The organism is Paraburkholderia sp. IW21 (assembly GCF_041321145.1).
In the GTDB taxonomy this organism is placed as follows: Bacteria; Pseudomonadota; Gammaproteobacteria; order Burkholderiales; family Burkholderiaceae; genus Paraburkholderia.
This window is the reverse complement of sequence record NZ_JBGGWA010000003.1, coordinates 384,549-409,943: the sequence shown is the minus strand read 5'-3', so window position 1 is coordinate 409,943 and position 25,395 is coordinate 384,549. Positions and strand designations below refer to the sequence as shown.

Below are 25,395 nucleotides of genomic sequence, written 5' to 3'. Positions count from 1 at the left end.
TAACCATGTTCCCAGACCGTATCTTCTCCGGCATGCGGCCCACCGGGTCGCTGCACCTCGGCCACTATCACGGCGTGCTGAAAAACTGGGTGCGGCTGCAGTCCGAATACCCGTGCTTCTTCTGTGTGGTCGACTGGCACGCACTGACGACGCACTACGAAACGCCCGAAGTGATCGAAAAGAACGTGTGGGACGTGCTGACCGACTGGCTCGCCTCGGGTATCGATCCGGCCCAGGCAACGCTCTTTATCCAGAGCAAGGTGCCCGAGCATGCGGAACTCGCGTTGCTGCTCGGCATGAGCACGCCGCTCGGCTGGCTCGAACGCGTGCCGACCTACAAGGAGCAGATGGAGAAGCTGAAGGACAAAGATCTGTCCACCTACGGCTTCCTCGGCTATCCGGTGCTGATGGCGGCGGACATTCTGCTGTATCGCGGCTCGCTCGTGCCGGTCGGTGAAGACCAGGTGCCGCACGTGGAAATGACGCGTGAAATCGCACGCCGTTTCAACTACCTGTACGGTCGCGAGCCGGGCTTCGAAGAGAAGGCCAACGAGGCAGCGAAGAAGCTCGGCGGCAAGCGCGCCAAGCTCTATCACGAACTGCGCAATGCCTACCAGCAGGAAGGCGACGACGAAGCACTTGAACAGGCTCGCGCGATGTTGCAGGAATCGCAGAGCCTGTCGATGAGCGATCGCGAGCGTCTGTTCGGGTACCTCGAAGGGTCGCGCAAGATCATTCTGGTCGAGCCGCAGGCCATGCTGACCGAAGCGTCGCGCATGCCGGGTCTGGACGGCCAGAAGATGTCGAAGTCGTACGGCAACACCATCGGCCTGCGTGAAGATGCGGAAACGATCACCAAGAAGGTCCGCACCATGCCGACCGATCCGGCCCGCGTGCGCCGTACCGATCCAGGCGATCCGGACAAATGCCCGGTGTGGCAACTTCACCAGGTCTACACGGACGAAGCCACGCACGAGTGGGTGCAGAAGGGCTGTCGTTCAGCGGGTATCGGCTGCCTTGACTGCAAGCAGCCCGTGATCGAAGGCATTCTGCGGGAGCAGCAGCCGATGCTCGAGCGCGCGCAGAAGTACATGGACGATCCGTCGCTGTTGCGTGCGATCGCCGCCGACGGCTGCGACAAGGCCCGCAAGTTCGCCACGGAGACGATGCGCGACGTGCGCGAGGCAATGGGCTTGTCGTACAACTGATCCACGCTGAAATGATGAGTACTTCCGTCTCCGCTTCGCCCGTTTGCTCGCACGGAAACGGCGAGCCGTCGCACTGGGTGCGCCACTGGGCGCATCTGGTCGCGGCGGGCGGCGCGGTGCTCGACGTGGCGTCAGGGGCGGGGCGGCACGCGCGGTTTTTTGCATCGCTGGGCCATCCGGTGACCGCGCTCGACCGCGATGCGGCCGCGCTGGACGTCATGCGCGACGAGCCGCTCATCACCACGCTCGCGGTTGACATCGAAGGCGCCGCCTGGCCGCTGCCCCGGGACGCGAAATTCGCTGCGATCGTGGTCACGAACTACCTGCATCGGCCGCTGTTTCCGCAGCTTTTGCACTCGCTCGCGCCCGGCGGCGTACTGGTATACGAGACCTTCGCGCAAGGCAACGAAAGCGTCGGAAAGCCGTCTAATCCGGCGTTTTTGCTCGCACCCGGCGAGCTGCTCGACGTGGTGCGCGGCCACCTCCGGGTGGTCGCATTTCAAGATGGTTTCCTTGCGCAGCCGCGCCCGGCTTACGTCCAGCGGATCTGCGCAATTATGGAGGCGGATCGCTCAGCCGACCGCGCAGAGGCGGCATCCCCGCCTTGTTACGAGTTGGCTGGCTAATCCGCTACAATCGCGGTTTACCTGATCAAATTCATGGCGTTTCATGACTAACGGCAACCAAAGCACTGACGGCGTTCAGATTCGCGGCAGCATTCCTGCCATCATCACCCCGATGCTCGAAGACGGCAGCCTCGATCTGCCGGCGTTTCGCAAACTGATCGACTGGCACATCGCAGAAGGCACGAACGCACTCGTCGTGGTCGGCACGAGCGGCGAGTCGGCTACGCTGTCGGTCGAGGAACACGTGCTGATGGTCAAAACCGCAGTCGAGCACACGGCGGGCCGGATTCCGGTGATCGCGGGCTCGGGCGGCAACTCCACCACTGAAGCCATCGAGCTCACCCAGCAGGCCAAAGAGGTCGGCGCGGACGCCACGCTGCAGGTCGTGCCGTACTACAACAAGCCGACCCAGGAAGGCATCTACCGCCACTTCGCGAAGATTGCCGAAACCGTCGATCTGCCGGTGATCCTGTACAACGTGCCGGGCCGCACCGTCGCGGACATGAGCAACGAAACCATCCTGCGTTGCGCGCAGGTGCCGGGCATCATCGGTGTGAAGGAAGCGACCGGCAACATCGATCGCGCCGCGCATCTGATCAAGTCGGCGCCCGCGCACTTCGGCATCTACAGTGGTGACGATCCCACCGCGATCGCGCTGATGCTGCTCGGCGGCCATGGCAATATTTCGGTCACCGCCAACGTCGCGCCGCGCGCGATGAGCGATCTGTGCAAGGCCGCGCTCGCCGCGGACGCAAAGACCGCCCGTGAGATTCATCTGAAACTCCTGTCGCTGCATAAGAACCTGTTCATCGAATCGAATCCGATTCCGGCGAAATGGGCGTTGCAGCAACTGGGTCGTGTGCAGGGCGGAATCCGCCTGCCGCTCACGCCGCTCGACGCGCAATACCACGAAGTGGTGCGCGGCGCGTTGCGCGAAGCGGGCCTGCTGGGCTAAGCGGGCTCAAGCCAGCACGCCCGGCGCTCAAGCAAGCCTGCCACCGGCACTCCCTTAACCGACGTCGATCCAGCCCACGTTCCCGGCACACAGAACCAGGCACCGCGTTCCAGCATCACGAAGGACCTCATGAAACGTTCCGCACTTTCCCTCCACGCAACCCGCATGGCGGCGCTGGCGCTTGCCTTGGTAACGCTCGCCGGCTGTGACACGCTGAACGACTGGTTCGCCTCCGACCGCGTCAACTACAAGGGCGCGGGCAGCGCACCGCCGCTCGCCGTTCCCGGCGATCTGACCACCACGCCGACCGATCAGCGCTACGTGGCGCCCCCGGCCAATCTGGCGCTGGGCGGCTCGCCGCAACGCGCGGTCACGGCAGCGGGCAATTCCACCGAAGGCCAGCCGAATGCGCAAGATCCGCTGGGCATGCACATCGAACGCGACGGCGACCGCCGCTGGCTGGTAGTCGACGGCCGTACACCGGAACAACTTTGGCCGCAGTTGCAGGAGTTCTGGCAGGAAAACGGCTTTGCGCTGAAAACCGACGCGCCCGCCACCGGCATCATGACCACCGACTGGGCTGAAAACCGCGCCAACATTCCGGACGACTGGTTCCGCCGCACGATCGGCAAGGTGATCGACTTCGCGTACTCGTCGGGCACCCGCGACAGCTTCCGCACGCTCGTGTCGCGCGGCCCGGCTGGCGCCACGGACATCTCGATCACCCATAGCGCAATGGAAGAAATGCTGACGGGCCAGGACAAGACATCGTCGCGGTGGGAAGAGCGTCCGCGTGACCCGGCTCTGGAAGCACTGTTCCTGAGCAAGTTGATGCAGAAGTTCGGCCTGACCGATGCACAGTCGAAGCAACTGCTGACCGACGCACGCCCGGCCACCGCGCCAGCCACGCTCGACCAGAGCGCGGGCGCGTCGACACTCGATCTGCAGGAATCGTTCGACCGCGCATGGTTACGCGTGGGTCTTGCGCTCGACCGCACTAACTTCACCGTCGACAACCGCGATCGCTCGAAAGGTATCTACTACGTGCGTTACGCGGACTCGATGCAGGAGCTGAAGAAAGAAGGGCTGTTCGGCAAGCTGTTCTACAGCGGCAATTCGTCGAAGAAGCCGGGTCAGGAATTCCTCGTCAATGTGCGCTCGAAGGGTGACACCGTGACGCAGGTAGCGGTGCTGGACGCGAACGGGCAGGTGGACAACTCGTCCGACGCGCAGCGCATCGTGACGCTGCTGCACGCGCAGCTGAACTAAGCGGGCCGTGCGGTTCGCGAGTCTCGGCAGCGGCAGTGAAGGCAATGCCTTGTTGGTGGAAGCGCAAAGCGGCGCGACCACCACGCGCGTTCTGCTCGATTGCGGCTTTTCGGCCAAGGAAGTCGAGCGGCGTTTGACACGGCTCGGCGCGAGCGTCGAAGGTCTCGACGCCATTTTGATTACGCATGAACACAGTGACCACATTGGCAGCGCGCTGACGCTGGCGCGCAAGTGGTCGATTCCGCTGTACATGAGCTGGGGCACCGCCCGCGCGGTGGGCGCCGACGAAGCCGATGTCGACCTGCAGGTGCTGTGGGGCGACGAGGCGGTGGCGATCGGCGACCTCAGCATCCTCCCTTACACCGTTCCTCACGATGCCCGCGAGCCGCTGCAATACGTGCTCTCCAATGGCGCGAGCCGGCTTGGCGTGCTAACCGACGTCGGCACCTCCACCCCGCACATCAGCGCGGTGCTGAGTGGTTGCGATGCGCTGGTGCTCGAATGCAACCACGATGTGCGAATGCTGGCGGGCAGCCGGTATCCGCAGTCGCTGAAGGCGCGTATTGGCGGGAATCATGGACATCTGAACAACGACGCAGCGGCTGAAATTCTGGCCTCGCTTGACCGTTCACGCTTGCGCCATCTGGTCGCGGCGCATCTGAGCCAGCAGAACAACTCGCCGGAACTGGCACAGGCCGCGTTGGCCGGCGTGTTGGGCGCGGCGTCCCCCGAAGTTGTGGTCGCTTCGCAGGATGAAGGCTTTGCGTGGCTGAGTTTGTGATCCGATTCTGATTGCCCGACGTCGCAAGACGCAGTGACTCCCCGCTGACGCGACGGCAGTGCAATGGAAAAAAAAAGGCCCAAGACGATTGCTCGTCAAGGGCCTTTTCTTCCAAGGCGGCCGTTGCAGGCGCCGCGCCTTGCGTCAGACTAGTTGCGGTTGCCGCCGAAGATGCCGAGCAGCGCGAGCAGGTTGACGAATACGTTGTACAAATCCAGGTAGATCGCGAGGGTTGCGGTGATGTAGTTCGTCTCACCGCCGTTCACGACGCGCTGAACGTCGAACAGCATGTAGGCCGAGAAGATCACGATTGCCAGCACGGATACCGTCAGCATCAACGCCGGGAGGTGCAGAAACACGTTAGCAACCGAAGCCAGCAGCAGCACGATCACGCCCATGAACAGCCACTTGCCGAGCCCCGAGAAGTCACGCTTGCTGACCGTGGCGATCGTGGCCATGGACGCGAAGATCACACCAGTGCCACCGAACGCGAGCATGATCAGCGACGGGCCATTCGAAAAACCGAGTACGAAGCTCAGGATGCGCGAGAGCATCAGGCCCATGAAGAACGTGAAGCCGAGCAGCACGAAGACGCCGATGGCGCTGTCTTTGGTTTTCTGGATGGCAAACATGAAGCCGAAGGCGATCGCGAAGAACGCCAGCATGCTCATGCCAGGGCTGGTGGCGGCGAACAGCGAGAAACCGGTTGCCACGCCCACCCATGCGCCAAGCACTGTCGGAATCATTGACAGCGCGAGGAGCCAATAGGTGTTCCGCAGTACGCGATTGCGCGTTTCGACCGTGCTGACCGCGCCATTGCGGCCAAAGCTATACGGATGATCGTTCATGGTCTCTCCTTACCTCAGAAGCGTGTTTCGTAATGGTGGTGTAGCGGGTTGTGCACTGGACTCTACTGCGCGCCGGCCGGGATTTTTGCCGCCAGTCGCGCAGTATCCATCCCTAAGATTGGCGCGGCGGAGCGGAGTTTCAATACCCCAGAAAAAGTCCACACGGCCTACGCTACCAGTATTCAAAAACTCCTGCTTGGAGTCTTTCGATACTGTAAGGGTTCAATCGCAATCATACACGGGAACATGCTACAATAGCGGATTCATTTGAATCTGTAACCTCTTAATTTTTTGGAGTTTTTATGGCGATCGAACGCACCCTGTCGATTATCAAGCCGGACGCAGTGGCCAAGAACGTGATCGGGCAGATCTACAGCCGTTTCGAAAACGCTGGTCTGAAGATCGTGGCTTCGCGCATGGTTCATCTGTCGCGCGCTGACGCGGAAAAGTTCTACGCTGTGCACGCCGCACGCCCGTTCTTCAAAGATCTGGTCGATTTCATGATCTCGGGCCCGGTGGTCGTGCAAGCGCTGGAAGGCGAAAACGCGATCCTGAAGCACCGTGACCTGATGGGTGCAACGGACCCGAAGAAGGCGGAAAAGGGTACGATCCGCGCCGATTTCGCTGACAGCATCGACGCTAACGCGGTGCACGGTTCTGACGCAGCTGAAACGGCCGCTGTGGAAATCGCGTTCTTCTTCCCGCAAGTGAACGTCTACTCGCGTTAAGCAATTTGCGCCAGCCGGGCGATTCGTGCGCAGCCGTTTGATTTGTCGCACGAATCCGCACGAACAGTCCGGCAAAGTAGTAAGGTAAAGCAGCAGGAATGGGCGCGAACGGCATTGCGTTCATGCAGCTTGTTGCATGAATGTAGTCTCGCACTGAAATGGCAGGATTCGATATGACGAGCAGTCCCACCGTCAACCTTCTCGATCTCGACGCCCAAGGGCTTGTCGCCTACTGCGGCAGTCTGGGCGAGAAGCCGTTTCGCGCCAAGCAATTGCAGCGCTGGATACACCAGTACAACGCTGCCGACTTCAACGGCATGACCGATCTGGCGAAGTCCTTGCGCGAAAAGCTCAAAGGGCGCGCAACGATCACGATGCCCGACATCGTCAGCGACACTATTTCGACCGACGGCACACGCAAGTGGCTGATCGACGTCGGCAACAGCAACGCAGTCGAAACCGTGTATATCCCCGAAGAAACGCGTGGCACGTTGTGCGTGTCGTCGCAGGCCGGGTGCGCGGTGAACTGCCGTTTCTGTTCGACCGGCAAGCAGGGTTTCTCCCGTAATCTGACCACAGGCGAAATCATCGGCCAGCTGCGCATGGCCGAGTTCGCGCTGCGCGCGACGCGCGGGACGGACGGTGGCCGTGCCACGGGTGGTGACGGCAAAGGCGAGCGCGTTGTCACGAACGTCGTGATGATGGGCATGGGCGAGCCTCTGCTCAATTACGACGCGGTGGTGCCTGCCATGCGCCTGATGCTGGACGATAACGCGTACGGCCTGTCGCGCAGGCGCGTCACGCTGTCCACCTCGGGCGTGGTGCCGATGATGGACCGGCTCGGCGCCGATCTGCCGGTGGCGCTCGCGGTATCGTTGCATGCGTCGAGCGATCCGCTGCGCGATATGCTGGTGCCGCTGAACAAGAAGTATCCGCTGCGCGAATTGATGGCAGCGTGCCAGCGTTATTTGAAAGTCGCGCCGCGCGATTTCATCACGTTCGAATATTGCATGCTCGACGGTGTGAACGACAGCGAAGCGCAAGCGCGCGAATTGCTGGCCGTCACGCGTGACGTACCGTGCAAATTCAACCTGATTCCATTCAATCCGTTCCCCGAGTCGGGCCTCATCCGCTCAAAGCCGGAACAGATCAAGCGGTTTGCGCAAGTGTTGATGGATGCGGGCGTCGTCACTACGGTGCGTAAAACACGCGGCGATGATATCGACGCTGCCTGCGGTCAGCTGGCCGGTGCGGTGAAAGATCGCACGCGCCTCGCTGAGCGCACCGGGAAGGCGGCCAAGATTATCGAGGTTCGCGCCGTGTAATCGTGCGAGGCGCCCCGTGCGAGGCGCGCAGGGCGCGGGCGGTCTGCGGAAAGTTCCGTGAACAGGCGAAAGTCCTCCACGTCACCCGCGATTGAAAAGAAAGTTTGCAGAAGCGATCGGAAGCGGCACAGAAGGCCGCACATTTTGTTATAAACGGTCTGCGATTCGGGCGTGGCGCTTTGGGCCGGCCCAGTCGCACAAGTGAAAAAGAATCGACGCTAAAGGATTTGGGATGAGTGAGCCGCAGCACCCGCAGCCGCACGACATAGACACAAACGAAAACCATCCGGCGCCGGTCGCACGGGTGGTGGTGCAGCCTGTTGTGCAGCCGGGCCTGGATTCGTTGGCGGCGGTTGGCGCGCGCTTGACCCAATTGCGTGAATCGAAAGGCTGGACGATCGAAGACGTGTCGGCGCGCCTGAAGGTGTCCGCCATCAAGTTGCGTGCGCTCGAATCGGGGGACCTCAGTCACCTGCCGGACACGACTTTTGCGCTCGGCGTGATGCGCAGCTACGCGAAGATGCTCGGCGCTGATCCCACGCCGTTCACGCAGGCGTTGCGCCGCGAGAAGGGCGTGCCTGCGCCGGACCTGTCGATGCCGGCATCGTCGGGCAAGGATTTGCCGCGCGGCCGCGTGTCGCTGTCGCTGGGCGGCAGTGGGCAAAAGAGTCGCTCGTGGCTGTGGGGCATTGCGGCGGTGATCGTCGCGGTGATCGCGCTCGGCATGTGGCATACCAATGGCGGTGATTCGTCGGCGTGGCTCGCACGTTTGAAGGCGAGTGCGAACGGTACGGCAGGTGGCGCGACCGGCGCATCGGGCGCGGTGGCGCAAGGTCAAGCGGCAGGTTCCGAGGCAACTGCGCAAGACGCGGCTTCCGCGCCGGAAACGCAGGCCGCAGTAGATAACGCAGCGTCGGCTACACCGATGCCTGCACCGTTGGCGACCGGCACGGCGCCAGCCGTCGCGGCAGCAGCAGTCGCGCCTAAGGCCGGTTCGCAGGTCCAGGCTGCGGCGCAAGGCGCGAGCGCAGCGGATGCGGCAACGGCTGTCCTGTCCGGGGGGGAGGCGATCATCGCGTTGCGCGTGACGCAAGACAGTTGGTTCAGCGTGCGCGGCAAGGATGGCAAGGAGGTGTTCTCCGGCCTCGTGCGCGCAGGCGATACGAAGGAAGTGACGGGCGCTGGCCCTTTCAAGGTCACGGTTGGCAACAGGGCAGGTCTTGAGTCGCTTACGCTCGATGGCCACCCGGTCGATCCGTCGAAATATTCGGCAGCCAAGGGCAATGTGGCGCGCTTCGCGTTGCCTTGACAGATACGGTATGCGTCGCGGTCAGCGGGCCGCAGCGCTTTTTCAATTCAGGCGCTACTTTTTTTTTGTGTAGTGCATGCGGCGTAAATGGGTTTTTCGATGCAATCCGAAGCTCAATCCCAATCCAGTAGCAAGATCGTTTCAAACGAGCCGGTGTTTGGCGGCCACGCCGCGCGGCGCAAGTCGCACGCGGTGGATGTCCGTTGGGGCGGTCAGCTTGTCACCATCGGTGGCGATGCGCCTGTGCGCGTGCAGTCGATGACCAATACGGATACCGCGGACGCGATCGGCACGGCAATCCAGATCAAGGAATTGGCACAAGCCGGTTCGGAACTGGTGCGCATCACGGTCAACACGCCGGAAGCGGCTGCGGCCGTGCCGGCCGTGCGCGAGCAACTCGACCGCATGGGCGTGTCGGTGCCGCTGGTCGGCGATTTTCACTACAACGGCCATTTGCTGCTGCGCGACTACCCCGCGTGCGCGGAGTCGCTGTCGAAGTACCGGATCAATCCGGGCAATGTCGGCCACGGCGCGAAGCGTGACACGCAGTTTGCGCAGATGATCGAAGCGGCCGTGAAGTACGACAAGCCGGTTCGGATCGGCGTGAACTGGGGCAGCCTCGATCAAGATCTGCTCGCGAAGATGATGGACGAAAACGCTGTGCGTTCCACGCCGTGGGAAGCGCAAAGCGTGATGTACGAAGCGCTGATCCAGTCGGCGATCGGCTCGGCGGAGCGCGCGGTCGAACTGGGTCTTTCGCGCAACAAGATCATTCTGTCGTGCAAGGTTAGCGGCGTGCAGGATCTGATCGCTGTCTATGGCGAGCTGGCGCGCCGTTGCGAATTCGCGCTGCATCTCGGCTTGACCGAAGCGGGCATGGGTTCGAAGGGCATCGTGGCGTCGACGGCGGCTTTGTCCGTGTTGCTGCAGCAAGGTATCGGCGACACGATCCGCATCTCGCTGACGCCGGAACCAGGTGGGCCGAGAACGGGTGAAGTGATTGTCGGCCAGGAAATTTTGCAGACCATGGGCCTGCGTTCGTTCACGCCGATGGTGATCGCGTGCCCGGGTTGTGGTCGTACCACCAGCACGTTGTTTCAGGAACTGGCGTCGCAAATCCAGACCTATCTGCGGACGCAGATGCCGGTATGGCGCGATCAGTATCCTGGCGTCGAGAAAATGCACGTCGCGGTGATGGGCTGCATCGTCAACGGTCCGGGCGAATCGAAGCAGGCGAATATCGGCATCAGCTTGCCGGGTTCGGGCGAAAATCCGGCCGCGCCGGTGTTTATCGACGGCGAGAAGGTCAAGACGTTGCGCGGCGAGAATATCGCGCAAGAATTCCAGCAAATCGTGAGTGACTACGTCGAGCGCCGCTATGGCCGCGCCGAAGCACTCAACTAAATACCGTCAATCGAAGACAGATGACTGAACAGAAGAAAAAACTCGAAAAGTTGTCCGGCGTGAAGGGCATGAACGACATCCTTCCGCAGGAAGCCGGGTTGTGGGAGTTTTTCGAAACGACGGTCAAGTCGATGCTGCGTTCGTACGGATACCAGAATATTCGCACGCCGATCATCGAGCATACGCAGTTGTTCAAGCGCGGTATCGGTGAGGTGACCGATATCGTCGAGAAAGAGATGTACAGCTTTACCGACGCGTTGAACGGCGAGAACCTGACGATGCGCCCGGAAAACACCGCGGCTGTCGTGCGTGCGACCATCGAGCACAACATGCTGTACGACGGTCCGAAGCGCCTGTGGTACATCGGACCGATGTTCCGTCATGAGCGCCCGCAGCGCGGCCGTTATCGGCAGTTCCATCAGGTCGGCGTGGAAGCATTGGGCTTCGCCGGCCCGGACGCCGATGCTGAAATCATCATGATGTGCCAGCGTTTGTGGGACGACCTCGGCTTGATGGGCATCAAGCTCGAACTTAATTCGCTGGGTCTCGCGCAAGAGCGTGCGGCATATCGCATCGAGTTGATCGCTTACCTCGAAAAGCACATGGACGTGCTCGACGAAGAGGCGAAGCGCCGCCTGTACACGAACCCGCTGCGCGTGCTCGACACGAAGAATCCGGCAATGCAGGAAGTCGCTCGGAACGCGCCCAAGCTGATCGATTTTCTCGGCGAAGAATCGCGCGCGCACTTCGAAGGTCTGCAGCGCATTCTGAAGGCGAACAACATCCCGTTCACGATCAATCCGCGTCTCGTGCGCGGTCTCGATTATTACAATCTGACCGTGTTCGAATGGGTGACCGACAAGCTTGGCGCGCAAGGTACTGTCGCGGCCGGCGGCCGCTACGATCCGCTGATCGAGCAGCTCGGCGGCAAGCCGACGGGCGCGTGCGGCTGGGCAATGGGCGTCGAACGTATCCTCGAATTGCTGAAAGACGAGCAGCTCGTGCCGGAAGACGAAGGTTGCGACGTGTACGTGGTCCATCAGGGCGACGCGGCGCGCGAGCAAGCCTTTATCATCGCCGAGCGTCTGCGCGATACGGGTCTCGACGTGATCCTGCATTGCAGCGCGGATGGTCAGGCGGCGAGCTTCAAGTCGCAGATGAAGCGTGCTGACGCGAGCGGCGCGGCATTCGCGGTGATCCTCGGCGAAGACGAGATCGTCAACGGTACGGTCGGTGTGAAGCCGCTGCGCGATACAGGCGCGAACGGCGGTAAAAGCGAGCAACATAACGTGCCCGCCGAAGACTTGACCGAATTTCTAATCAATGCGATGGTTGCAACCGCCGAAGACGGCGACGACTGATCGCGATGTCGTCGAGCCCATTGGTTCGACATGCACACGTATCAAGAAAGAGGAAATCGCCGGGCGATGAGTTACCACGACGAACAAGAATCGATTGAAGGTCTGAAAGCATGGTGGGCGCAGTGGGGCAATGCAACCACGTGGATTGTGCTGGTGGTGCTGGTTGCAGCAGCCGGCTGGAACGGCTGGAATTTCTGGCAACGGCGCGAGGCGACGGAAGCCGCGGTGCTGTATGACCAGGTGCAGCAAGCCGTGGCATCGGGCGACAAGGCGAAGATCACGCGCGTCGCCACCGACATGGAAGACAAGTTCAGCCGCACCGCGTATGCGCAGATGACCGCGCTGGGCGCGGCCAAGGCGCTGTACGCCGCGGGTGACGAAGCCGCCGCGAAGGCCCAGCTTCAATGGACTATCGATCACGCGAAAGACGACGAGTTCAAGCAGATCGCCAAGCTGCGTATGGCTTCGCTGCTGCTTGACGACAAGGCTTACGACCAGGGTCTCGCATTGCTCGCCGAACCGCAGTCCGATGCGTTCAAGGGCATTGTGGCGAACGGCCGCGGTGACCTGCTCGCCGCTCAAGGCAAGCGTGACGATGCGCGCGTGGCCTATAAGCTCGCGCTCGACTCGCTGTCGAAAAACGATAGTTCGGCACGCCAGTTGATTCAGTTCAAGCTGGACGCACTGGGCGGCTGATCGCCGCATGTAACGACCAACCGGTCTCCATTAACTAATTTCCTGAATGCTTCGTCCACCGATGAATCTGCTGAAACGTTACGCTGTGCCCGTTGCCTGTGCGATGACCGTGCTCACCATGGCGGCTTGCTCATCCACGAAAGACGAGCGCCGCGTGCCGACGCCGCTCACCGAGTTCAAACCCGTGCTCGACGTGCAGCAGGCGTGGAAGACCAGCGTCGGCAAGGCGGGTCGTTACCTGTTCTCGCCTGTCGCGGTCGGCAATGCGGTGTACGCGGCCGGCGCGAATGGCTCCGTTGCGAAGATCGACGCGCAAACAGGCAAGGACATCTGGCGCGTCAAGTTGCACGACGATCTTTCGGCGGGCGTCGGCAGCGACGGTACGCTGACGGCAGTCGGCGGCCTGAAGGGCGATGTCTACGTACTCGGCGCGGACGGCAAGCAGTTGTGGGCCGCCAAGGCGCCTGGCGAAATCATCTCGCCGCCGCTGGTCGGCAACGGCCTCGTCGTGGTGCGCACGGTCGACGGTCAGATCGTTGCGTTCAACGCGCAAACCGGCGAGCAGAAGTGGAACTATCGCAACCGCGCGGTGCCGCTCAATCTGCGTGTGTCTTCGGGCATGACGTTCGCGGGCGACGCGGCCGTGCTGGCCGGTTTTCCGGGTGGCGCCTTCGCCGCGATCAACCTGCAGACGGGCGACAACTACTGGCAGACGCCGGTGTCGTACCCGAAGGGCGTGACGGAAGTGGAGCGGATCAACGACGTGACGGGGCCGCCTACGCTGGTCGGGTCGGAAACCTGCGCGGTGACGTTCCAGGGTCAGATTGGCTGCTTCGATGCGAACTCGGGCCGTGCGTTGTGGGAAAAGGCGTTCTCGAGCACAAGCGGTCTGGCGCAAGATGATCGCGCCGTGGTGGCGGCCGACGACTGGTCGGTGGTGTCGGCGTTCGACGTGAGCAACGGCACGCCGCTGTGGAAGAACGACACGCTCAAGAACCGTGAACTCAGCGTCCCGTTCATACTGGGTCACGCTGCCGTGCTGGGCGACTATCAGGGCTACGTGCACTTCCTGTCGCGCGATGACGGCACGCTCGTGGCCCGCGTGAAGACTGACGGCAGCGCGATTACCGCGGCGCCGGTGCTGGCCGGGGAAACACTGGTAGTGCTGACGCACGACGGCGACCTGTACGGCTACCGCCCGCGCTAATCGCGCGCAGTTTCATAGGTAAGCAGGTGCAGTCAAGCGCGCAGGCCGGCTTCGCCGGCCGCGCGCGTTTTTGTTGTACAGCAGGGTAACCAGAAGAATTCCGCCGGACTGGCTGGTCCGGCAAGTCGGATCAGAAACGGCCCAGGTGGCCATCGGTGGCTGCTTGCGGCGCTACCTTCGACGGCATTGCAGAGAATCGCAATCGAACTGGCGTGCGAGTCGTCGAGTAAGAAAGACTGAACCTGGCGGCCCATTGGCGCTGCCCCATACAGCCAACCCTCCGTCCGCCCGGGTGCGCATATTGACAGCACATCCGGGGCTGGTCGAATTCGTGATAATTTTCGTCAAACGCTGCCGTGTAGCGGCCGCATGGCGTCGCTACGCGGGCGGTCGATTTCGATCCCGCGTTTCACCGTGAACAACATCTGATGAAACCCGTTATTGCCCTCGTTGGGCGCCCCAATGTGGGGAAATCCACGCTGTTCAACCGTCTCACGCGTACGCGTGATGCGCTGGTTGCCGACCTGCCCGGTCTCACCCGCGATCGCCATTACGGCGAGGGGCGCGCCGGCGAGCGGCCGTATCTGGTCGTCGATACCGGTGGCTTCGAGCCGGTCGCCAAGGAAGGCATCCTGCACGAGATGGCGCGTCAAACCCGCCAGGCGGTCGAAGAATCGGACATCGTCGTGTTCATCGTCGACGGCCGCAATGGTCTCGCGCCGCAGGACAAGACGATCGCCGACTACTTGCGCAAGGTCGGCCGGCCCATCTTCCTCGTCGTCAACAAGGCGGAGGGGATGAAGTACAGCGCGGTGGCCGCCGACTTCTACGAACTCGGTCTGGGCGATCCGCGCGCGATCTCGGCTGCGCACGGCGACGGCGTCACCGAAATGATCAACGAGGCACTCGGCGTTGCGTACGCCGGGCAGCCGGAAGAGAGCGACGTCGAAAAAGAAGCGCGCGGCGTGAAGATCGCGATCGTCGGCCGGCCGAACGTCGGCAAGTCGACCTTGATCAATGCGCTGGTGGGCGAAGAGCGCGTGATCGCGTTCGACATGCCGGGCACCACGCGCGATTCGATCTACGTCGACTTCGAAAGGCAGGGCAAGCCGTACACGTTGATCGACACGGCAGGCTTGCGCCGCCGCGGTAAGGTATTCGAAGCGATCGAGAAATTCTCGGTGGTGAAGACGCTGCAATCGATCTCGGACGCGAACGTCGTGATCCTTCTGCTCGACGCGCAGCAGGACATCTCGGAACAGGACGCCCACATTGCCGGCTTCGTGGTGGAGCAGGGGCGGGCGCTGGTGGTGGGCGTGAACAAATGGGACGGTCTGGATCCGCATGTGCGCGAGCGCACCAAGGCCGACTTGCAACGCAAACTAAAATTTCTCGAATTCGCCAAATTCCATTTCATTTCCGCAGCGGAAAAAACCGGAATTGGCCCGCTGATGCGCTCAGTCGACGACGCCTACGCTGCGGCAATGGCCAAGCTGCCAACGCCGAAGCTTACGCGCGCGCTGATCGATGCAGTCGAATTCCAGCAGCCGCGCCGACGTGGTCCGGTGCGCCCGAAATTGCGTTACGCGCACCAGGGCGGGCAGAATCCGCCGATCATCGTGATTCACGGTAATGCGCTCGATGCGATCACCGAAACGTACAAACGCTACCTCGAAAACCGCTTCAGGGAAACTTTCAAGCTGACTGGGACTCCATTGCGCATAGAGTTCAGATCATCGACGAACCCTTACGCGGACAAAGGCTGAAACCCGCGTGTGTGTTGGGTTTGGCCCCCGGGGCCGGCCTCTCGCGCAAAAACGAAAATCGGCTATAGTGTAGCGGTTGATGGCGGATCTCTTTTTCTTCGTCGTCAATTCAGTCAACCTGCAAAAAAATACGGAGTTTGCTATGAGCAACAAAGGGCAATTGTTACAAGACCCGTTTTTGAACGCACTGCGTAAAGAGCATGTGCCGGTGTCGATCTACTTGGTCAACGGCATCAAGCTTCAAGGGAACATCGAATCGTTCGACCAGTACGTCGTGTTGCTCCGGAATACGGTCACCCAGATGGTCTACAAGCACGCAATTTCGACTGTCGTGCCTGCCCGTCCGGTGAATTTCCACCCGGATTCCGAACAGTCCTAACCCCCGTCGCGGCCGGCGTAGCGTCGCCCGTTGGCGATTACTCCCGGCCGCCTCATTTTGATACCCTCCAATTTGATCAATGCAGCGCTTGTCGGCATCGACTTCGGTAAGATCGATTTCGAAGCCAGTCTCGAAGAACTCAGCTTGCTCGCGCAAAGCGCGGGCGCGAATCCCTTAGTCACCCTCACCGGGCGCCGGTCCAGTCCCGATGCCAAGATGTTCGTCGGCAGCGGCAAGGCCGAAGAATTGCGTCTTGCGTGTGAGGCGAACGACATCGAACTCGTCATTTTCAATCACGCTCTGGCACCCGCGCAGCAGCGCAATCTGGAGCAGGCGCTTAATCGCCGCGTGATTGATCGCACCAGTCTGATCCTCGATATTTTTGCGCAACGCGCCCGCAGCCATGAAGGCAAGCTGCAGGTTGAGCTCGCGCAATTGCAGTATTTATCGACGCGACTAATCCGCGCATGGACCCACCTTGAACGTCAGAAAGGCGGTATCGGCTTGCGCGGCCCTGGTGAAACGCAGCTTGAAACCGACCGCCGTTTGATCGGCGAGCGCATCAAGGCGCTCAAGACCCGGCTCGAAAAGCTGCGCCGTCAGCACGGCACGCAGCGTCGTGCGCGCAGCCGCAATCAGACGATGTCCGTGTCACTGGTCGGCTACACGAACGCGGGCAAATCCACGCTCTTCAACGCGCTGACGAAGGCCCAGGCGTACGCCGCCGACCAGCTGTTCGCCACGCTGGATACCACGTCGCGCCGCGTCTATCTCGGTGACGAAGCGGGGCAGGTCGTGGTGTCCGATACGGTCGGTTTCATCCGCGAACTGCCTCACCAACTGGTTGCGGCTTTCCGCGCCACGCTCGAGGAAACCATTCACGCCGACCTGCTGCTGCATGTAGTCGATGCGTCGAGCGCGGTGCGGCTCGATCAGATCGATCAGGTGAACGAGGTGTTGCACGCGATCGGTGCGGACACCATCCGCCAGGTGCTGGTGTTCAACAAGATCGACGCGGTGCCGGAGTTGGCGGCCCGTGGCGACGCGGTCGAGCGGGATGAGTATGGTAATATTTCGCGCGTCTTTTTGAGCGCGCGCACGGGGCAAGGGCTGGATACATTGCGCGCTGCCATCGCTGAAATCGCTACTGCCGAACCTCTTCCCGACATGCTGGTCGATCAGTCGGAAGAAGACCGGTCGGCAGCGCCACGCGACGACCGCAAGGTCCCAGAACTCGGGCACTGACCCGTTCCAATTGCACTGACCCGCTGTCTACTCTGGTGAACGAACACAGGTGAACGATTACAACGAGCGGAGTATCTGGCTGCGCATGCGCGCCATGCTGTCACTGAACGATCCGCGCTGGGGCCGGGGCGACGGCAATGGCGACCGGCAACGGCCCAACGAACCCAAGCGTCCGCCGACCAAGGACGGCGAAGGCCCGCCCGATCTCGACGAGATGTGGCGCGATTTCAACCGCCGTTTGAGCCGGGTATTCGGCCGCAAGGGCGGCGGTGCGGGCGGCGGCCGTCCGGACAATGGTCGTGGCGCGCGTATCGGCGTGGGTGTCGTGATCGGTGTGCTGATCGCGATCTATCTCGGCAGCGGCGTGTTCGTCGTGCAGGATGGCCAGGCCGGCGTCGTCATGCAGTTCGGTAAGTATCGCTACACCGCGGGGCACGGTGTGCATTGGCGTCTGCCGTATCCGTTCGAAGCGCATGAACTCGTCAATATTGGCCAGATCCGCCAGGTAGAGATCGGCCGTAACAACGTAGTGCGTCTCGCCAACGTGAAGGACGCGTCGATGCTTACGCACGACGCCGATATCGTCGACGTGCGCTTTGCCGTGCAATACCAGGTGAAGAAGCCGACCGACTACCTTTTTCGCAGCGTCGATCCCGACCAGGGGGTGATGCAGGCCGCGCAAGCGGCGGTGCGCAGCATTGTCGGCGCGCGCAGCACGAACGATATCCTCTATCAGGATCGCGAAACGATTCGCCAGCAACTGATGGCGTCGATTCAGCAATCCCTGGATGAATACCAGTCCGGCCTTGCCGTGACCGGCGTGACGATTCAGGGCGTGCAGACGCCCGACCGGGTGCAGGCGGCTTTCGACGATGCCGCCAAAGTCCGTCAGGACAACGAGCGCGCCAGGCGCGAAGCGCAGGCCTACGCCGCAGCGCTGCTGCCGCGCGCGCAAGCCGACGTGGCGCGCCAGATCGACGAAGCGAAAACGTACAGCGACAAAACGGTTGCCCAGGCGCAAGGCGATGCCGAGCGCTTCAAGCAAGTCTACGCGCAGTACTCGAAAGCGCCCGCTGTGATTCGCGAGCGCATGTACCTGGAAACCATGCAGCAGATCTATTCGAATACGACCAAGGTGTTTGTGGACAGCAAGAGCGGCAACAACGTGTTGTATCTGCCGCTCGACAAACTGGTCGAGCAGACGCGCCAGCGCGTTGCCGATGCCGCTGCGGCTGCCTCCGGCGCTGCCGCTGTGTCGGGTGCCGCCGCGCCGCAAGCGGCAAGTAGCACTGCGGCGCCGTCTGCCGCGGCTACTGCTTCCTCCGCTTCCTCCGCGGCCGCCACGCCTGCCAGTTCGCCTGCAGCCAGCAGCGACGCACTGCGTTCACGCGACTCCTTCCGCAGCCGTTTGCGCGAAGACGACGTTCAATAAGGAGCGCACATCATGAACAAGATCATTGCGCTCATCCTGGCTGTCGTCATCGTGCTGTTTGCCGCGTCGTCGATGGTATTTGTTGTCGATCAGCGTCATATGGCCGTGCTGTCATCGCATGGCGACACCGCGCCGACACTGCTCGGCCCGGGCTTGCATGTCAAATTGCCGCCGCCGCTGCAAACGGTCACGCTGGTCGACAACCGTATCCAGTCGCTCGATGCGCCGGATGAAGACCGCTATGTCACGTCGGACAAAACCGATCTGCTGGTTAATCCGGTCGTCAAATACCGTGTGACCGATCCGCTGAAGCTGCTCGCCCAAACCAAGGGTGACGTGCAAAGCCTGCAGGACCGGCTGGCGCTGCTGTCGCGCAGTGCGCTTGGCGACGCGTTCGGCAAGGTCACGCTGACCGATGCGCTTGCGAAGCAGCAGGCCGTTGCCGACGAAGCGCGCGGCACGATGGATAAAGCCGCGGCATCGCTGGGCGTTTCGGTGCTCGACGTGCAACTCACGCGAGTCGATTTCCCGGCGGCGATGGCCGACTCGGTTTACAAGCGCATGATCGCCGCACGCGAGCAGGTGGCGGCCGACGAACGCGCGAAGGGCGCGGCCGAGGCCGGCCAGATCAAGGCGAATGCGGTCGGTCGGCAACAGGCGATTCTCGCGGACGGCTACCGCCAGGCCCAGACTATCAAGGGCGAGGGTGATGCCAAGGCAGCGGAAATCGCCGCCGGCGCATACGGCAGCGACCCGCAGTTCTACCAGTTTTACCAAAGCATGCAGGCGTACAAGAACACCTTCAAGCCAGGCGACGTAATCGTGGTCGACCCGAGCAGCGAGTTCTTCCGCTTCATGCGTAGCCCGACCGGCGCCGCTGCCCCGGACGCTCCCGCGGCCCCGCGCAAACACTGATAACCGGAACGCCGCGGCATCCGCATCGCGGCCCTTTCATTCGTATGGACATAGCCGGCTCGTTACTGCTCGCGATCGCATTGATGCTGATTATCGAGGGGATGTTCCCGTTCGTTTTTCCCAGCGCCTGGCGCGACACGTTCCGTAAAATAGCGGAGCGGCCTGCGCATCAGATTCGCGTCGGCGGGCTGATCGTGATGGTGCTCGGCCTGATTCTGCTGTTTATCGTGACCTGAAGAAGCACTGTGCTCGCGACCTGATAGCCCGCGCGGTTGCGTCGCGATTGGCTATCGGCAGCGAGTGTCGCGACGTCGCCGAAGCTGGCTGCGAAATGCAGTTCCGATGCCTGCGGCAGCCGCCAAAATCGAGCCGCTGCCCGCCATTCACACTCACTTACCGGCGCACCCAGCCGCCGTGTTCAACGTCGTAGGACTGTATCGATGTCGACCTGGTTACTTCCCGAGAATATCGCCGACGTGCTGCCGTCGGAAGCCCGCAAGATCGAAGAATTGCGGCGTCATTTGCTGGACCGCTTCCGCTCGTACGGTTACGAGATGGTCATGCCGCCGCTGCTCGAATACATCGAGTCGCTACTCACGGGCGGCGGGCACGATCTGAATCTGCGCACCTTCAAGCTCGTCGACCAGTTGTCCGGGCGCACGCTTGGTCTGCGCGCCGACATCACGCCGCAGGTCGCGCGTATCGACGCGCACTTGCTGAATCGCCAGGGCGTGACGCGCCTTTGCTATGCGGGCAACGTCGCGCATACGCGTCCGCGCGGGTTGCATGCGACGCGCGAGCAGATCCAGATCGGCGCGGAAATCTATGGCCACGCCGGCCTCGAAGCAGATCTGGAAATCCAGCAATTGATGCTTGATGCGCTGCGTCTGGCCGGACTCGCGAAAGTGCGGCTCGATCTGTGCCATGCAGGTGTGCTCGCCGCGCTGATCGAAGCGGAGCCGGCTGCGGCCGAATTGGGCCAATCGCTCTACGACGCATTGGCGGGCAAGGACGTACCGCGTCTCGTCGAGTTGACCACCACTCTCACGCCGGTCACGCGCGATGCGTTGCGCTCGCTGCCCACGCTCTACGGCGACGCTTCGGTGCTCGACGAAGCCCGTGCGCGCCTGCCGAACGCACCGGCCATCGCGCGCGCGCTCGACGACCTCGCGTTCCTCGCCAGCCAGGTGGACGGCGCCGAAGTGATGATCGACCTGGCGGATTTGCGCGGCTACGCGTACCACAGCGGCGTGATGTTCTCGGCGTATGTGGACGGCGTGCCGAATGCGGTTGCGCGCGGCGGCCGTTATGATCACGTCGGGCAGGCCTATGGCCGGGCACGTGCGGCAACCGGCTTCTCGCTCGATCTGCGCGAAGTCGCGCGCATCTCGCCGGTCGAAGCACGGAGCAGCGCGATTCTCGCGCCGTGGCAGCACGACGAAGCATTGCGCACCAGCGTCGCGGCGCTGCGCAACGCCGGCGAAGTGGTAATCCAGGCGTTGCCTGGGCACGAACACGATCTGGACGAGTTCGCCTGCGACCGTGTATTGGTCGATCGCAACGGCACGTGGGTGGTCGAGCCTCGTTCCTGAGCACGCGCGAACAGACCGCTCGGAGGAGTGATCCCGAGGGCATTTGAAAAGGCGTCCAAAGCGTCGCCGTACACGGGCGCGGCTATCCGCCGCGCTATTTTCGATATACCCACCATAACGTGCATACCGTTGAGCGGAAACGGAAAAATTCGGAAGGTTCCGCGAACATAGGTAGAATACGTTTTTAACCAGCTTACGAAACAACATGTCTGCCAGCGCAGTGAATGTGAACCCCGGGCGCAACGTCGTCGTCGTGGGGACCCAGTGGGGTGATGAAGGCAAGGGCAAGATCGTCGACTGGCTGACGGACCACGCCCAAGGCGTCGTTCGCTTCCAGGGCGGTCACAATGCCGGTCACACGCTTATCATCGGCGGCAAGAAAACCATCTTGCGTTTGATTCCGTCGGGCATCATGCATCCCGGCGTCGCGTGCTACATCGGCAATGGCGTCGTGTTGTCGCCGGAAGCGCTGTTCAAGGAAATTGGCGAGCTCGAAGCCGCCGGAGTCGACGTTCAGAATCGCCTCTTCATTTCCGAAGCCACCACCCTGATCCTGCCGTACCACATTGCCATCGACCAGGGCCGCGAAGCGCGCCGTGGTGCGAGCAAGATCGGCACGACCGGCCGCGGTATCGGCCCGGCCTACGAAGACAAGGTGGCGCGCCGCGGTTTGCGCGTGCAGGATCTGTTCGAGCCGGAAAGCTTCGCCGAACGTCTGCGTGAAAATCTCGATTACCACAACTTCGTGTTGACGCAATACCTGGGTGTCGCCGCTGTCGACTTCCAGCAAACGCTCGACACGATGCTCAGCTATGCCGACCGTCTGAAGCCGATGGTGATCGACGTGTCGCGCCGTCTGTACGACGAAAACGCAGCCGGCAACAACCTGCTGTTCGAAGGCGCGCAAGGCACGCTGCTCGACATCGACCACGGCACGTATCCGTACGTCACGTCGAGCAACTGCGTGGCCGGTGCGGCTACCGCGGGTGCAGGCGTCGGTCCGCAAAAGCTGAACTACATCCTCGGCATTACCAAGGCGTATTGCACGCGTGTCGGTTCGGGCCCGTTCCCGAGCGAACTGTACGACGCGGATAACGCCGCGCGTCAGGAACCGATCGGCCTGGAACTCGCCAAGGTCGGCAAGGAATTCGGCTCGGTTACCGGCCGTCCGCGCCGCACCGGCTGGCTCGACGCCGCCGCGCTGCGCCGCTCGATCCAGATCAACGGCGTGTCGGGTCTGTGCATGACCAAGCTCGACGTACTCGATGGCCTCGACGAAGTGAAGCTGTGCATCGGCTACACGGTCGACGGCGAGAATATCGACCTGCTGCCGCGCGGTGCATCGGAAGTCGCGCGTTGCGTTCCGGTGTACGAAACTTTCGCAGGCTGGAAGGAAAGCACCGTCGGCATCACGGAATGGGACAAGCTGCCGGCCAGCGCGCGTGCTTATCTGTCGCGCGTGCAGGAAGTCGCGGGCATTCCGATCGACATGGTGTCGACCGGTCCGGATCGTGACGAAACGATTCTGCTTCGTCATCCGTTCAAGGTTTAAGCCATGGTGCAAGGTGTACCCATGATTGCGATGAAAGATCCGCGCAATGACGACAAGAATCTGTGGGTCGGCTGGGACGAGTATCACCGGCTGATCGAATTGCTGGCGTTGGCCGTGCATGAATCGGGTTGGAAGTTCGACAAGATACTTTGTCTCGCGCGCGGCGGTTTGCGCGTCGGCGATCAGCTCTCGCGCATCTACGATCTGCCGCTGGCGATTCTGGCCACCAGTTCGTATCGCGAAGCAGCCGGCACGGAGCAGGGTGATCTCGACATTGCGCAATACATCACGATGACGCGCGGCGAGTTGTCCGGCAACGTGCTGCTGGTCGACGACCTGGTCGATTCGGGTGTGACGCTGGCGCGCGTGCAGCAGCATCTGAAGGAACGCTATCCGGCGATCACCGCGGTGCGTTCGGCGGTGCTCTGGTACAAGGGCTGCTCGAAAGTAAAGCCTGATTACCACGTGCAGTATTTGCCCACCAATCCGTGGATTCATCAACCGTTCGAGGAATGGGATACGGTGCGTCCGCACAACCTCGGCGCGTGGATCAAGCGCGGCACTGCGCAGCAGGAGCAGTCGGAGAGGTGAGGTACGCTGCGGCGTTGCGCGTGTCGAGTCGTGGATAGCGCACTGCCTGCAAGACGGAGCCCGGTCGGGCTCCGTTTTTTTATGTGCATGCATCACGTGTCCTGCGAACGGCGCCCGCAAACCGCGCGTGCCGGAGCCAGCGAACATCTTACGCAGCAGACGCGCCCAAATCGCAGTGCTACACTGCGCGGACCCTCCACGTGGTGTATCCACAACAAGCCGGGCGGCGCTAAGCGGGCAGTTTAGAATAGCGGTCGTTTTTTCCGCTCAGGGAACGGATTTCCTCGCGTTTATGACAGATAACAATCACGTGCACAAACAGCCTCTGCCTTCCCTCGCGATTGCCGCGATCGGAGTGGTGTTCGGCGATATCGGCACGAGCCCCTTGTACTCCCTGAAAGAGGCCTTCAGTCCGTCCCATGGTATTCCGCTGACCGATCAATCAATTCTGGGCGTGATCTCGCTATTGTTCTGGGCGATCGTGATCGTGGTCGGCATCAAGTATGTGTTGTTCGTGATGCGTGCCGACAACAACGGCGAAGGCGGCGTCCTCGCGCTGATGGCGCTGGCGCTGCGCTCGCTCGACGAGAAGTCGAAAATGGCGGGCCTGCTGATGATGCTCGGCATCTTCGGCGCCTGCATGTTCTATGGCGATGCGGTGATTACGCCTGCCATTTCAGTGATCTCGGCGGTCGAAGGTCTGGAGATCGCGGCGCCCAATCTGTCCCATCTGGTGTTGCCGCTCACGATGGTGATCCTCGTGCTCCTGTTCTGGATTCAGCGTCACGGAACGGCCACCGTCGGCCGCCTGTTCGGTCCGATCATGGTGTTGTGGTTCCTGGTGCTCGCGGCGCTTGGTCTGTGGCATATCCTGCAGTCGCCGAATGTGGTTCGCGCACTGAATCCGTACTACGCCTACACCTTTATGGCCGCACACGTGCTGCAGGCCTACGTCGTGCTCGGCTCGGTCGTGCTGGTGCTGACCGGTGCGGAAGCGCTCTATGCCGACATGGGCCACTTCGGCGCCAAGCCGATCCGCATGGCCTGGTACTTCCTCGTGATGCCTTCGTTGGTGCTCAACTATTTCGGTCAGGGCGCGTTGCTGATGCACGACCCGAAGGCGATCGAAAACCCGTTCTTCCTGCTCGCGCCGGACTGGGCCTTGCTGCCGCTCGTCATACTGTCCACGGTGGCGACCGTGATCGCATCGCAGGCGGTGATCTCCGGCGCCTATTCGCTGACGAGCCAGGCGATCCAACTCGGCTACGTGCCGCGCATGAAGATCCTGCACACGTCGGAACTGGCGATCGGCCAGATCTATGTACCGGTGGTGAACTGGATGCTGCTGTTCATCATTCTGTGCATCGTGATTGCATTCAAGAGCTCGGATAACCTCGCCGCTGCGTACGGTATCGCGGTGACGGCGACGATGGTGATCACCACGATCCTCGCTTGCGTCGTGATGGTGAAGGTGTGGAACTGGAACAAGTTCCTGGTGGCGCTGATCATCGGCGTGTTCATGACGGTCGACCTGGGCTTTTTTGGCGCCAATCTGCTCAAGGTTGCGGAAGGTGGCTGGTTGCCGCTCGGCATTGGCGCGCTGCTGTTTTTCCTGCTCATGACCTGGTTCAAAGGCCGGATGATCGTCAAGGAACGCACGGCCGCCGACGGTATTCCGCTGATGCCTTTCCTGCAGGGTTTGCTCGCGCATCCGCCGCATCGCGTGTCGGGTACGGCGATCTATCTGACCGGGAGCGACTCACTCGTACCCGTGAGCCTGCTGCACAACTTGAAGCACAATAAGGTGCTGCACGAGCGCACCATTTTCCTGACCTTCGTGACGCGCGACATTCCGTATGTGAACGACGCGGAACGCGTCACGGTGAAGGATTTCGAAGGTGGCTTGTATCTCGTCAAGGCCGCGTATGGTTTCAACGAAACGCCCGATGTGAAGGCGGTGCTGCTCGAGGTGGGCCGCACGCACGACACGACGTTCGAGATGATGGACACGTCGTTTTTCCTCGCGCGCGAAACGGTGGTGCCGACGCAGTTACCTGGCATGTCGGTATGGCGCGAACGTGTGTTTGCATGGATGCATCAGAACGCCGCCAAGCCGACCGACTTTTTCAGCATCCCGGCCAATCGGGTCGTGGAGTTGGGGACGAAGATCGAAATCTGACGACGGCTCCTGTTCGGAGGCGCCTTG

At 61.9% G+C, this 25,395-nt stretch carries 23 protein-coding genes; 22 read left to right on the top strand and 1 reads right to left on the bottom strand.

Going from position 1 to position 25,395, the window contains the following annotated elements; genetic code table 11:
- Positions 1-5: 5 nt before the first annotated feature.
- The 5 genes from ACAX43_RS09090 (at position 6) to ACAX43_RS09070 (ending at position 4,839) form a co-directional block, all read left to right on the top strand.
- Positions 6-1,208 (top strand): tryptophan--tRNA ligase, encoded by a 1,203-nt coding sequence (locus ACAX43_RS09090; RefSeq protein WP_370708051.1) that lies wholly within the window; start codon positions 6-8, stop codon positions 1,206-1,208.
- A 14-nt stretch (positions 1,209-1,222) separates the two neighbouring features.
- Complete coding sequence (locus ACAX43_RS09085) at positions 1,223-1,834, top strand: class I SAM-dependent methyltransferase (protein WP_370708318.1); 612 nt, start codon at positions 1,223-1,225, stop codon at positions 1,832-1,834.
- A 43-nt stretch (positions 1,835-1,877) separates the two neighbouring features.
- Positions 1,878-2,789, top strand: a complete 912-nt coding sequence (dapA, locus tag ACAX43_RS09080) for a 4-hydroxy-tetrahydrodipicolinate synthase (protein ID WP_169483937.1) — start codon at positions 1,878-1,880, stop codon at positions 2,787-2,789.
- 129 nt (positions 2,790-2,918) lie between these two features.
- Positions 2,919-4,058, top strand: a complete 1,140-nt coding sequence (gene bamC, locus ACAX43_RS09075) for an outer membrane protein assembly factor BamC (protein ID WP_370708050.1) — start codon at positions 2,919-2,921, stop codon at positions 4,056-4,058.
- Positions 4,059-4,065: 7 nt separating this feature from the next.
- Positions 4,066-4,839 carry an MBL fold metallo-hydrolase gene (locus ACAX43_RS09070; RefSeq protein ID WP_370708049.1) on the top strand — a complete coding sequence of 258 codons (774 nt, stop codon included), beginning with the start codon at positions 4,066-4,068 and terminating at the stop codon, positions 4,837-4,839.
- Between the two features lie 149 nt (positions 4,840-4,988).
- On the opposite strand, the gene ACAX43_RS09065 is transcribed toward ACAX43_RS09070, so the two are convergent.
- On the bottom strand, positions 4,989-5,687 hold the full coding sequence (locus ACAX43_RS09065; protein WP_054038214.1) for a Bax inhibitor-1/YccA family protein: 699 nt from the start codon (positions 5,685-5,687) through the stop codon (positions 4,989-4,991).
- Between the two features lie 302 nt (positions 5,688-5,989).
- Between ACAX43_RS09065 and ndk the strand changes: the two genes are divergently transcribed.
- From ndk to ACAX43_RS08980, 17 genes are all read left to right on the top strand, one after another.
- On the top strand, positions 5,990-6,415 hold the full coding sequence (gene ndk / locus ACAX43_RS09060) for a nucleoside-diphosphate kinase (RefSeq protein ID WP_012433533.1): 426 nt from the start codon (positions 5,990-5,992) through the stop codon (positions 6,413-6,415).
- A gap of 173 nt (positions 6,416-6,588) precedes the next feature.
- Complete coding sequence (rlmN, locus tag ACAX43_RS09055) at positions 6,589-7,740, top strand: 23S rRNA (adenine(2503)-C(2))-methyltransferase RlmN (RefSeq protein WP_370708048.1); 1,152 nt, start codon at positions 6,589-6,591, stop codon at positions 7,738-7,740.
- Positions 7,741-7,972: 232 nt separating this feature from the next.
- Positions 7,973-9,049 carry a helix-turn-helix domain-containing protein gene (locus ACAX43_RS09050; protein ID WP_370708047.1) on the top strand — a complete coding sequence of 359 codons (1,077 nt, stop codon included), beginning with the start codon at positions 7,973-7,975 and terminating at the stop codon, positions 9,047-9,049.
- Positions 9,050-9,136: 87 nt separating this feature from the next.
- The gene (ispG, locus tag ACAX43_RS09045) at positions 9,137-10,453 is read left to right on the top strand and encodes a flavodoxin-dependent (E)-4-hydroxy-3-methylbut-2-enyl-diphosphate synthase (RefSeq protein ID WP_370708046.1); all 1,317 of its coding nucleotides are present in this window, start codon (positions 9,137-9,139) and stop codon (positions 10,451-10,453) included.
- A 20-nt stretch (positions 10,454-10,473) separates the two neighbouring features.
- Positions 10,474-11,814: a histidine--tRNA ligase gene (hisS, locus tag ACAX43_RS09040; protein ID WP_370708045.1), complete on the top strand. Its 1,341-nt coding sequence runs from the start codon at positions 10,474-10,476 to the stop codon at positions 11,812-11,814.
- 66 nt (positions 11,815-11,880) lie between these two features.
- Complete coding sequence (locus ACAX43_RS09035) at positions 11,881-12,510, top strand: YfgM family protein (RefSeq protein WP_370708044.1); 630 nt, start codon at positions 11,881-11,883, stop codon at positions 12,508-12,510.
- 61 nt (positions 12,511-12,571) lie between these two features.
- Entirely contained in the window at positions 12,572-13,717 is a 1,146-nt protein-coding gene (gene bamB / locus ACAX43_RS09030) for an outer membrane protein assembly factor BamB (protein WP_370708043.1), read from the top strand.
- A 428-nt stretch (positions 13,718-14,145) separates the two neighbouring features.
- The gene (gene der, locus ACAX43_RS09025) at positions 14,146-15,483 is read left to right on the top strand and encodes a ribosome biogenesis GTPase Der (RefSeq protein WP_370708042.1); all 1,338 of its coding nucleotides are present in this window, start codon (positions 14,146-14,148) and stop codon (positions 15,481-15,483) included.
- Positions 15,484-15,625: 142 nt separating this feature from the next.
- Entirely contained in the window at positions 15,626-15,862 is a 237-nt protein-coding gene (hfq, locus tag ACAX43_RS09020; protein ID WP_006051315.1) for an RNA chaperone Hfq, read from the top strand.
- 30 nt (positions 15,863-15,892) lie between these two features.
- On the top strand, positions 15,893-17,107 hold the full coding sequence (hflX, locus tag ACAX43_RS09015; protein ID WP_370708041.1) for a GTPase HflX: 1,215 nt from the start codon (positions 15,893-15,895) through the stop codon (positions 17,105-17,107).
- 49 nt (positions 17,108-17,156) lie between these two features.
- On the top strand, positions 17,157-18,539 hold the full coding sequence (gene hflK, locus ACAX43_RS09010) for an FtsH protease activity modulator HflK (RefSeq protein WP_370708040.1): 1,383 nt from the start codon (positions 17,157-17,159) through the stop codon (positions 18,537-18,539).
- Positions 18,540-18,551: 12 nt separating this feature from the next.
- On the top strand, positions 18,552-19,454 hold the full coding sequence (hflC, locus tag ACAX43_RS09005) for a protease modulator HflC (RefSeq protein WP_370708039.1): 903 nt from the start codon (positions 18,552-18,554) through the stop codon (positions 19,452-19,454).
- A gap of 44 nt (positions 19,455-19,498) precedes the next feature.
- Positions 19,499-19,690 (top strand): DUF2065 domain-containing protein, encoded by a 192-nt coding sequence (locus tag ACAX43_RS09000; protein ID WP_064266070.1) that lies wholly within the window; start codon positions 19,499-19,501, stop codon positions 19,688-19,690.
- Between the two features lie 204 nt (positions 19,691-19,894).
- Positions 19,895-21,046, top strand: a complete 1,152-nt coding sequence (locus tag ACAX43_RS08995) for an ATP phosphoribosyltransferase regulatory subunit (RefSeq protein WP_370708038.1) — start codon at positions 19,895-19,897, stop codon at positions 21,044-21,046.
- Positions 21,047-21,251: 205 nt separating this feature from the next.
- Positions 21,252-22,598 (top strand): adenylosuccinate synthase, encoded by a 1,347-nt coding sequence (locus tag ACAX43_RS08990; protein WP_370708037.1) that lies wholly within the window; start codon positions 21,252-21,254, stop codon positions 22,596-22,598.
- 3 nt (positions 22,599-22,601) lie between these two features.
- A complete protein-coding gene (locus ACAX43_RS08985) occupies positions 22,602-23,189 on the top strand; it encodes a phosphoribosyltransferase (protein WP_370708036.1) in 588 nt (195 codons plus the stop codon).
- A 292-nt stretch (positions 23,190-23,481) separates the two neighbouring features.
- Positions 23,482-25,368 (top strand): potassium transporter Kup, encoded by a 1,887-nt coding sequence (locus ACAX43_RS08980; RefSeq protein ID WP_370708035.1) that lies wholly within the window; start codon positions 23,482-23,484, stop codon positions 25,366-25,368.
- The last annotated feature ends 27 nt before the right edge of the window (positions 25,369-25,395 follow it).

Excerpts from the sequence above, each read along its gene's own strand:
- ACAX43_RS09090 (WP_370708051.1), top strand. The coding sequence starts at position 6 with ATGTTCCCAGACCGTATCTTCTCCGGCATGCGGCCCACCGGGTCGCTG.
- ACAX43_RS09085 (WP_370708318.1), top strand. The coding sequence starts at position 1,223 with ATGAGTACTTCCGTCTCCGCTTCGCCCGTTTGCTCGCACGGAAACGGC.
- dapA (WP_169483937.1), top strand. The coding sequence starts at position 1,878 with ATGACTAACGGCAACCAAAGCACTGACGGCGTTCAGATTCGCGGCAGC.
- bamC (WP_370708050.1), top strand. The coding sequence starts at position 2,919 with ATGAAACGTTCCGCACTTTCCCTCCACGCAACCCGCATGGCGGCGCTG.
- ACAX43_RS09065 (WP_054038214.1), bottom strand. The coding sequence starts at position 5,687 with ATGAACGATCATCCGTATAGCTTTGGCCGCAATGGCGCGGTCAGCACG.
- ndk (WP_012433533.1), top strand. The coding sequence starts at position 5,990 with ATGGCGATCGAACGCACCCTGTCGATTATCAAGCCGGACGCAGTGGCC.
- rlmN (WP_370708048.1), top strand. The coding sequence starts at position 6,589 with ATGACGAGCAGTCCCACCGTCAACCTTCTCGATCTCGACGCCCAAGGG.
- ACAX43_RS09050 (WP_370708047.1), top strand. The coding sequence starts at position 7,973 with ATGAGTGAGCCGCAGCACCCGCAGCCGCACGACATAGACACAAACGAA.
- ispG (WP_370708046.1), top strand. The coding sequence starts at position 9,137 with ATGGGTTTTTCGATGCAATCCGAAGCTCAATCCCAATCCAGTAGCAAG.
- hisS (WP_370708045.1), top strand. The coding sequence starts at position 10,474 with ATGACTGAACAGAAGAAAAAACTCGAAAAGTTGTCCGGCGTGAAGGGC.
- ACAX43_RS09035 (WP_370708044.1), top strand. The coding sequence starts at position 11,881 with ATGAGTTACCACGACGAACAAGAATCGATTGAAGGTCTGAAAGCATGG.
- bamB (WP_370708043.1), top strand. The coding sequence starts at position 12,572 with ATGAATCTGCTGAAACGTTACGCTGTGCCCGTTGCCTGTGCGATGACC.
- der (WP_370708042.1), top strand. The coding sequence starts at position 14,146 with ATGAAACCCGTTATTGCCCTCGTTGGGCGCCCCAATGTGGGGAAATCC.
- hfq (WP_006051315.1), top strand. The coding sequence starts at position 15,626 with ATGAGCAACAAAGGGCAATTGTTACAAGACCCGTTTTTGAACGCACTG.
- hflC (WP_370708039.1), top strand. The coding sequence starts at position 18,552 with ATGAACAAGATCATTGCGCTCATCCTGGCTGTCGTCATCGTGCTGTTT.
- ACAX43_RS09000 (WP_064266070.1), top strand. The coding sequence starts at position 19,499 with ATGGACATAGCCGGCTCGTTACTGCTCGCGATCGCATTGATGCTGATT.
- ACAX43_RS08995 (WP_370708038.1), top strand. The coding sequence starts at position 19,895 with ATGTCGACCTGGTTACTTCCCGAGAATATCGCCGACGTGCTGCCGTCG.
- ACAX43_RS08990 (WP_370708037.1), top strand. The coding sequence starts at position 21,252 with ATGTCTGCCAGCGCAGTGAATGTGAACCCCGGGCGCAACGTCGTCGTC.
- ACAX43_RS08985 (WP_370708036.1), top strand. The coding sequence starts at position 22,602 with ATGGTGCAAGGTGTACCCATGATTGCGATGAAAGATCCGCGCAATGAC.
- ACAX43_RS08980 (WP_370708035.1), top strand. The coding sequence starts at position 23,482 with ATGACAGATAACAATCACGTGCACAAACAGCCTCTGCCTTCCCTCGCG.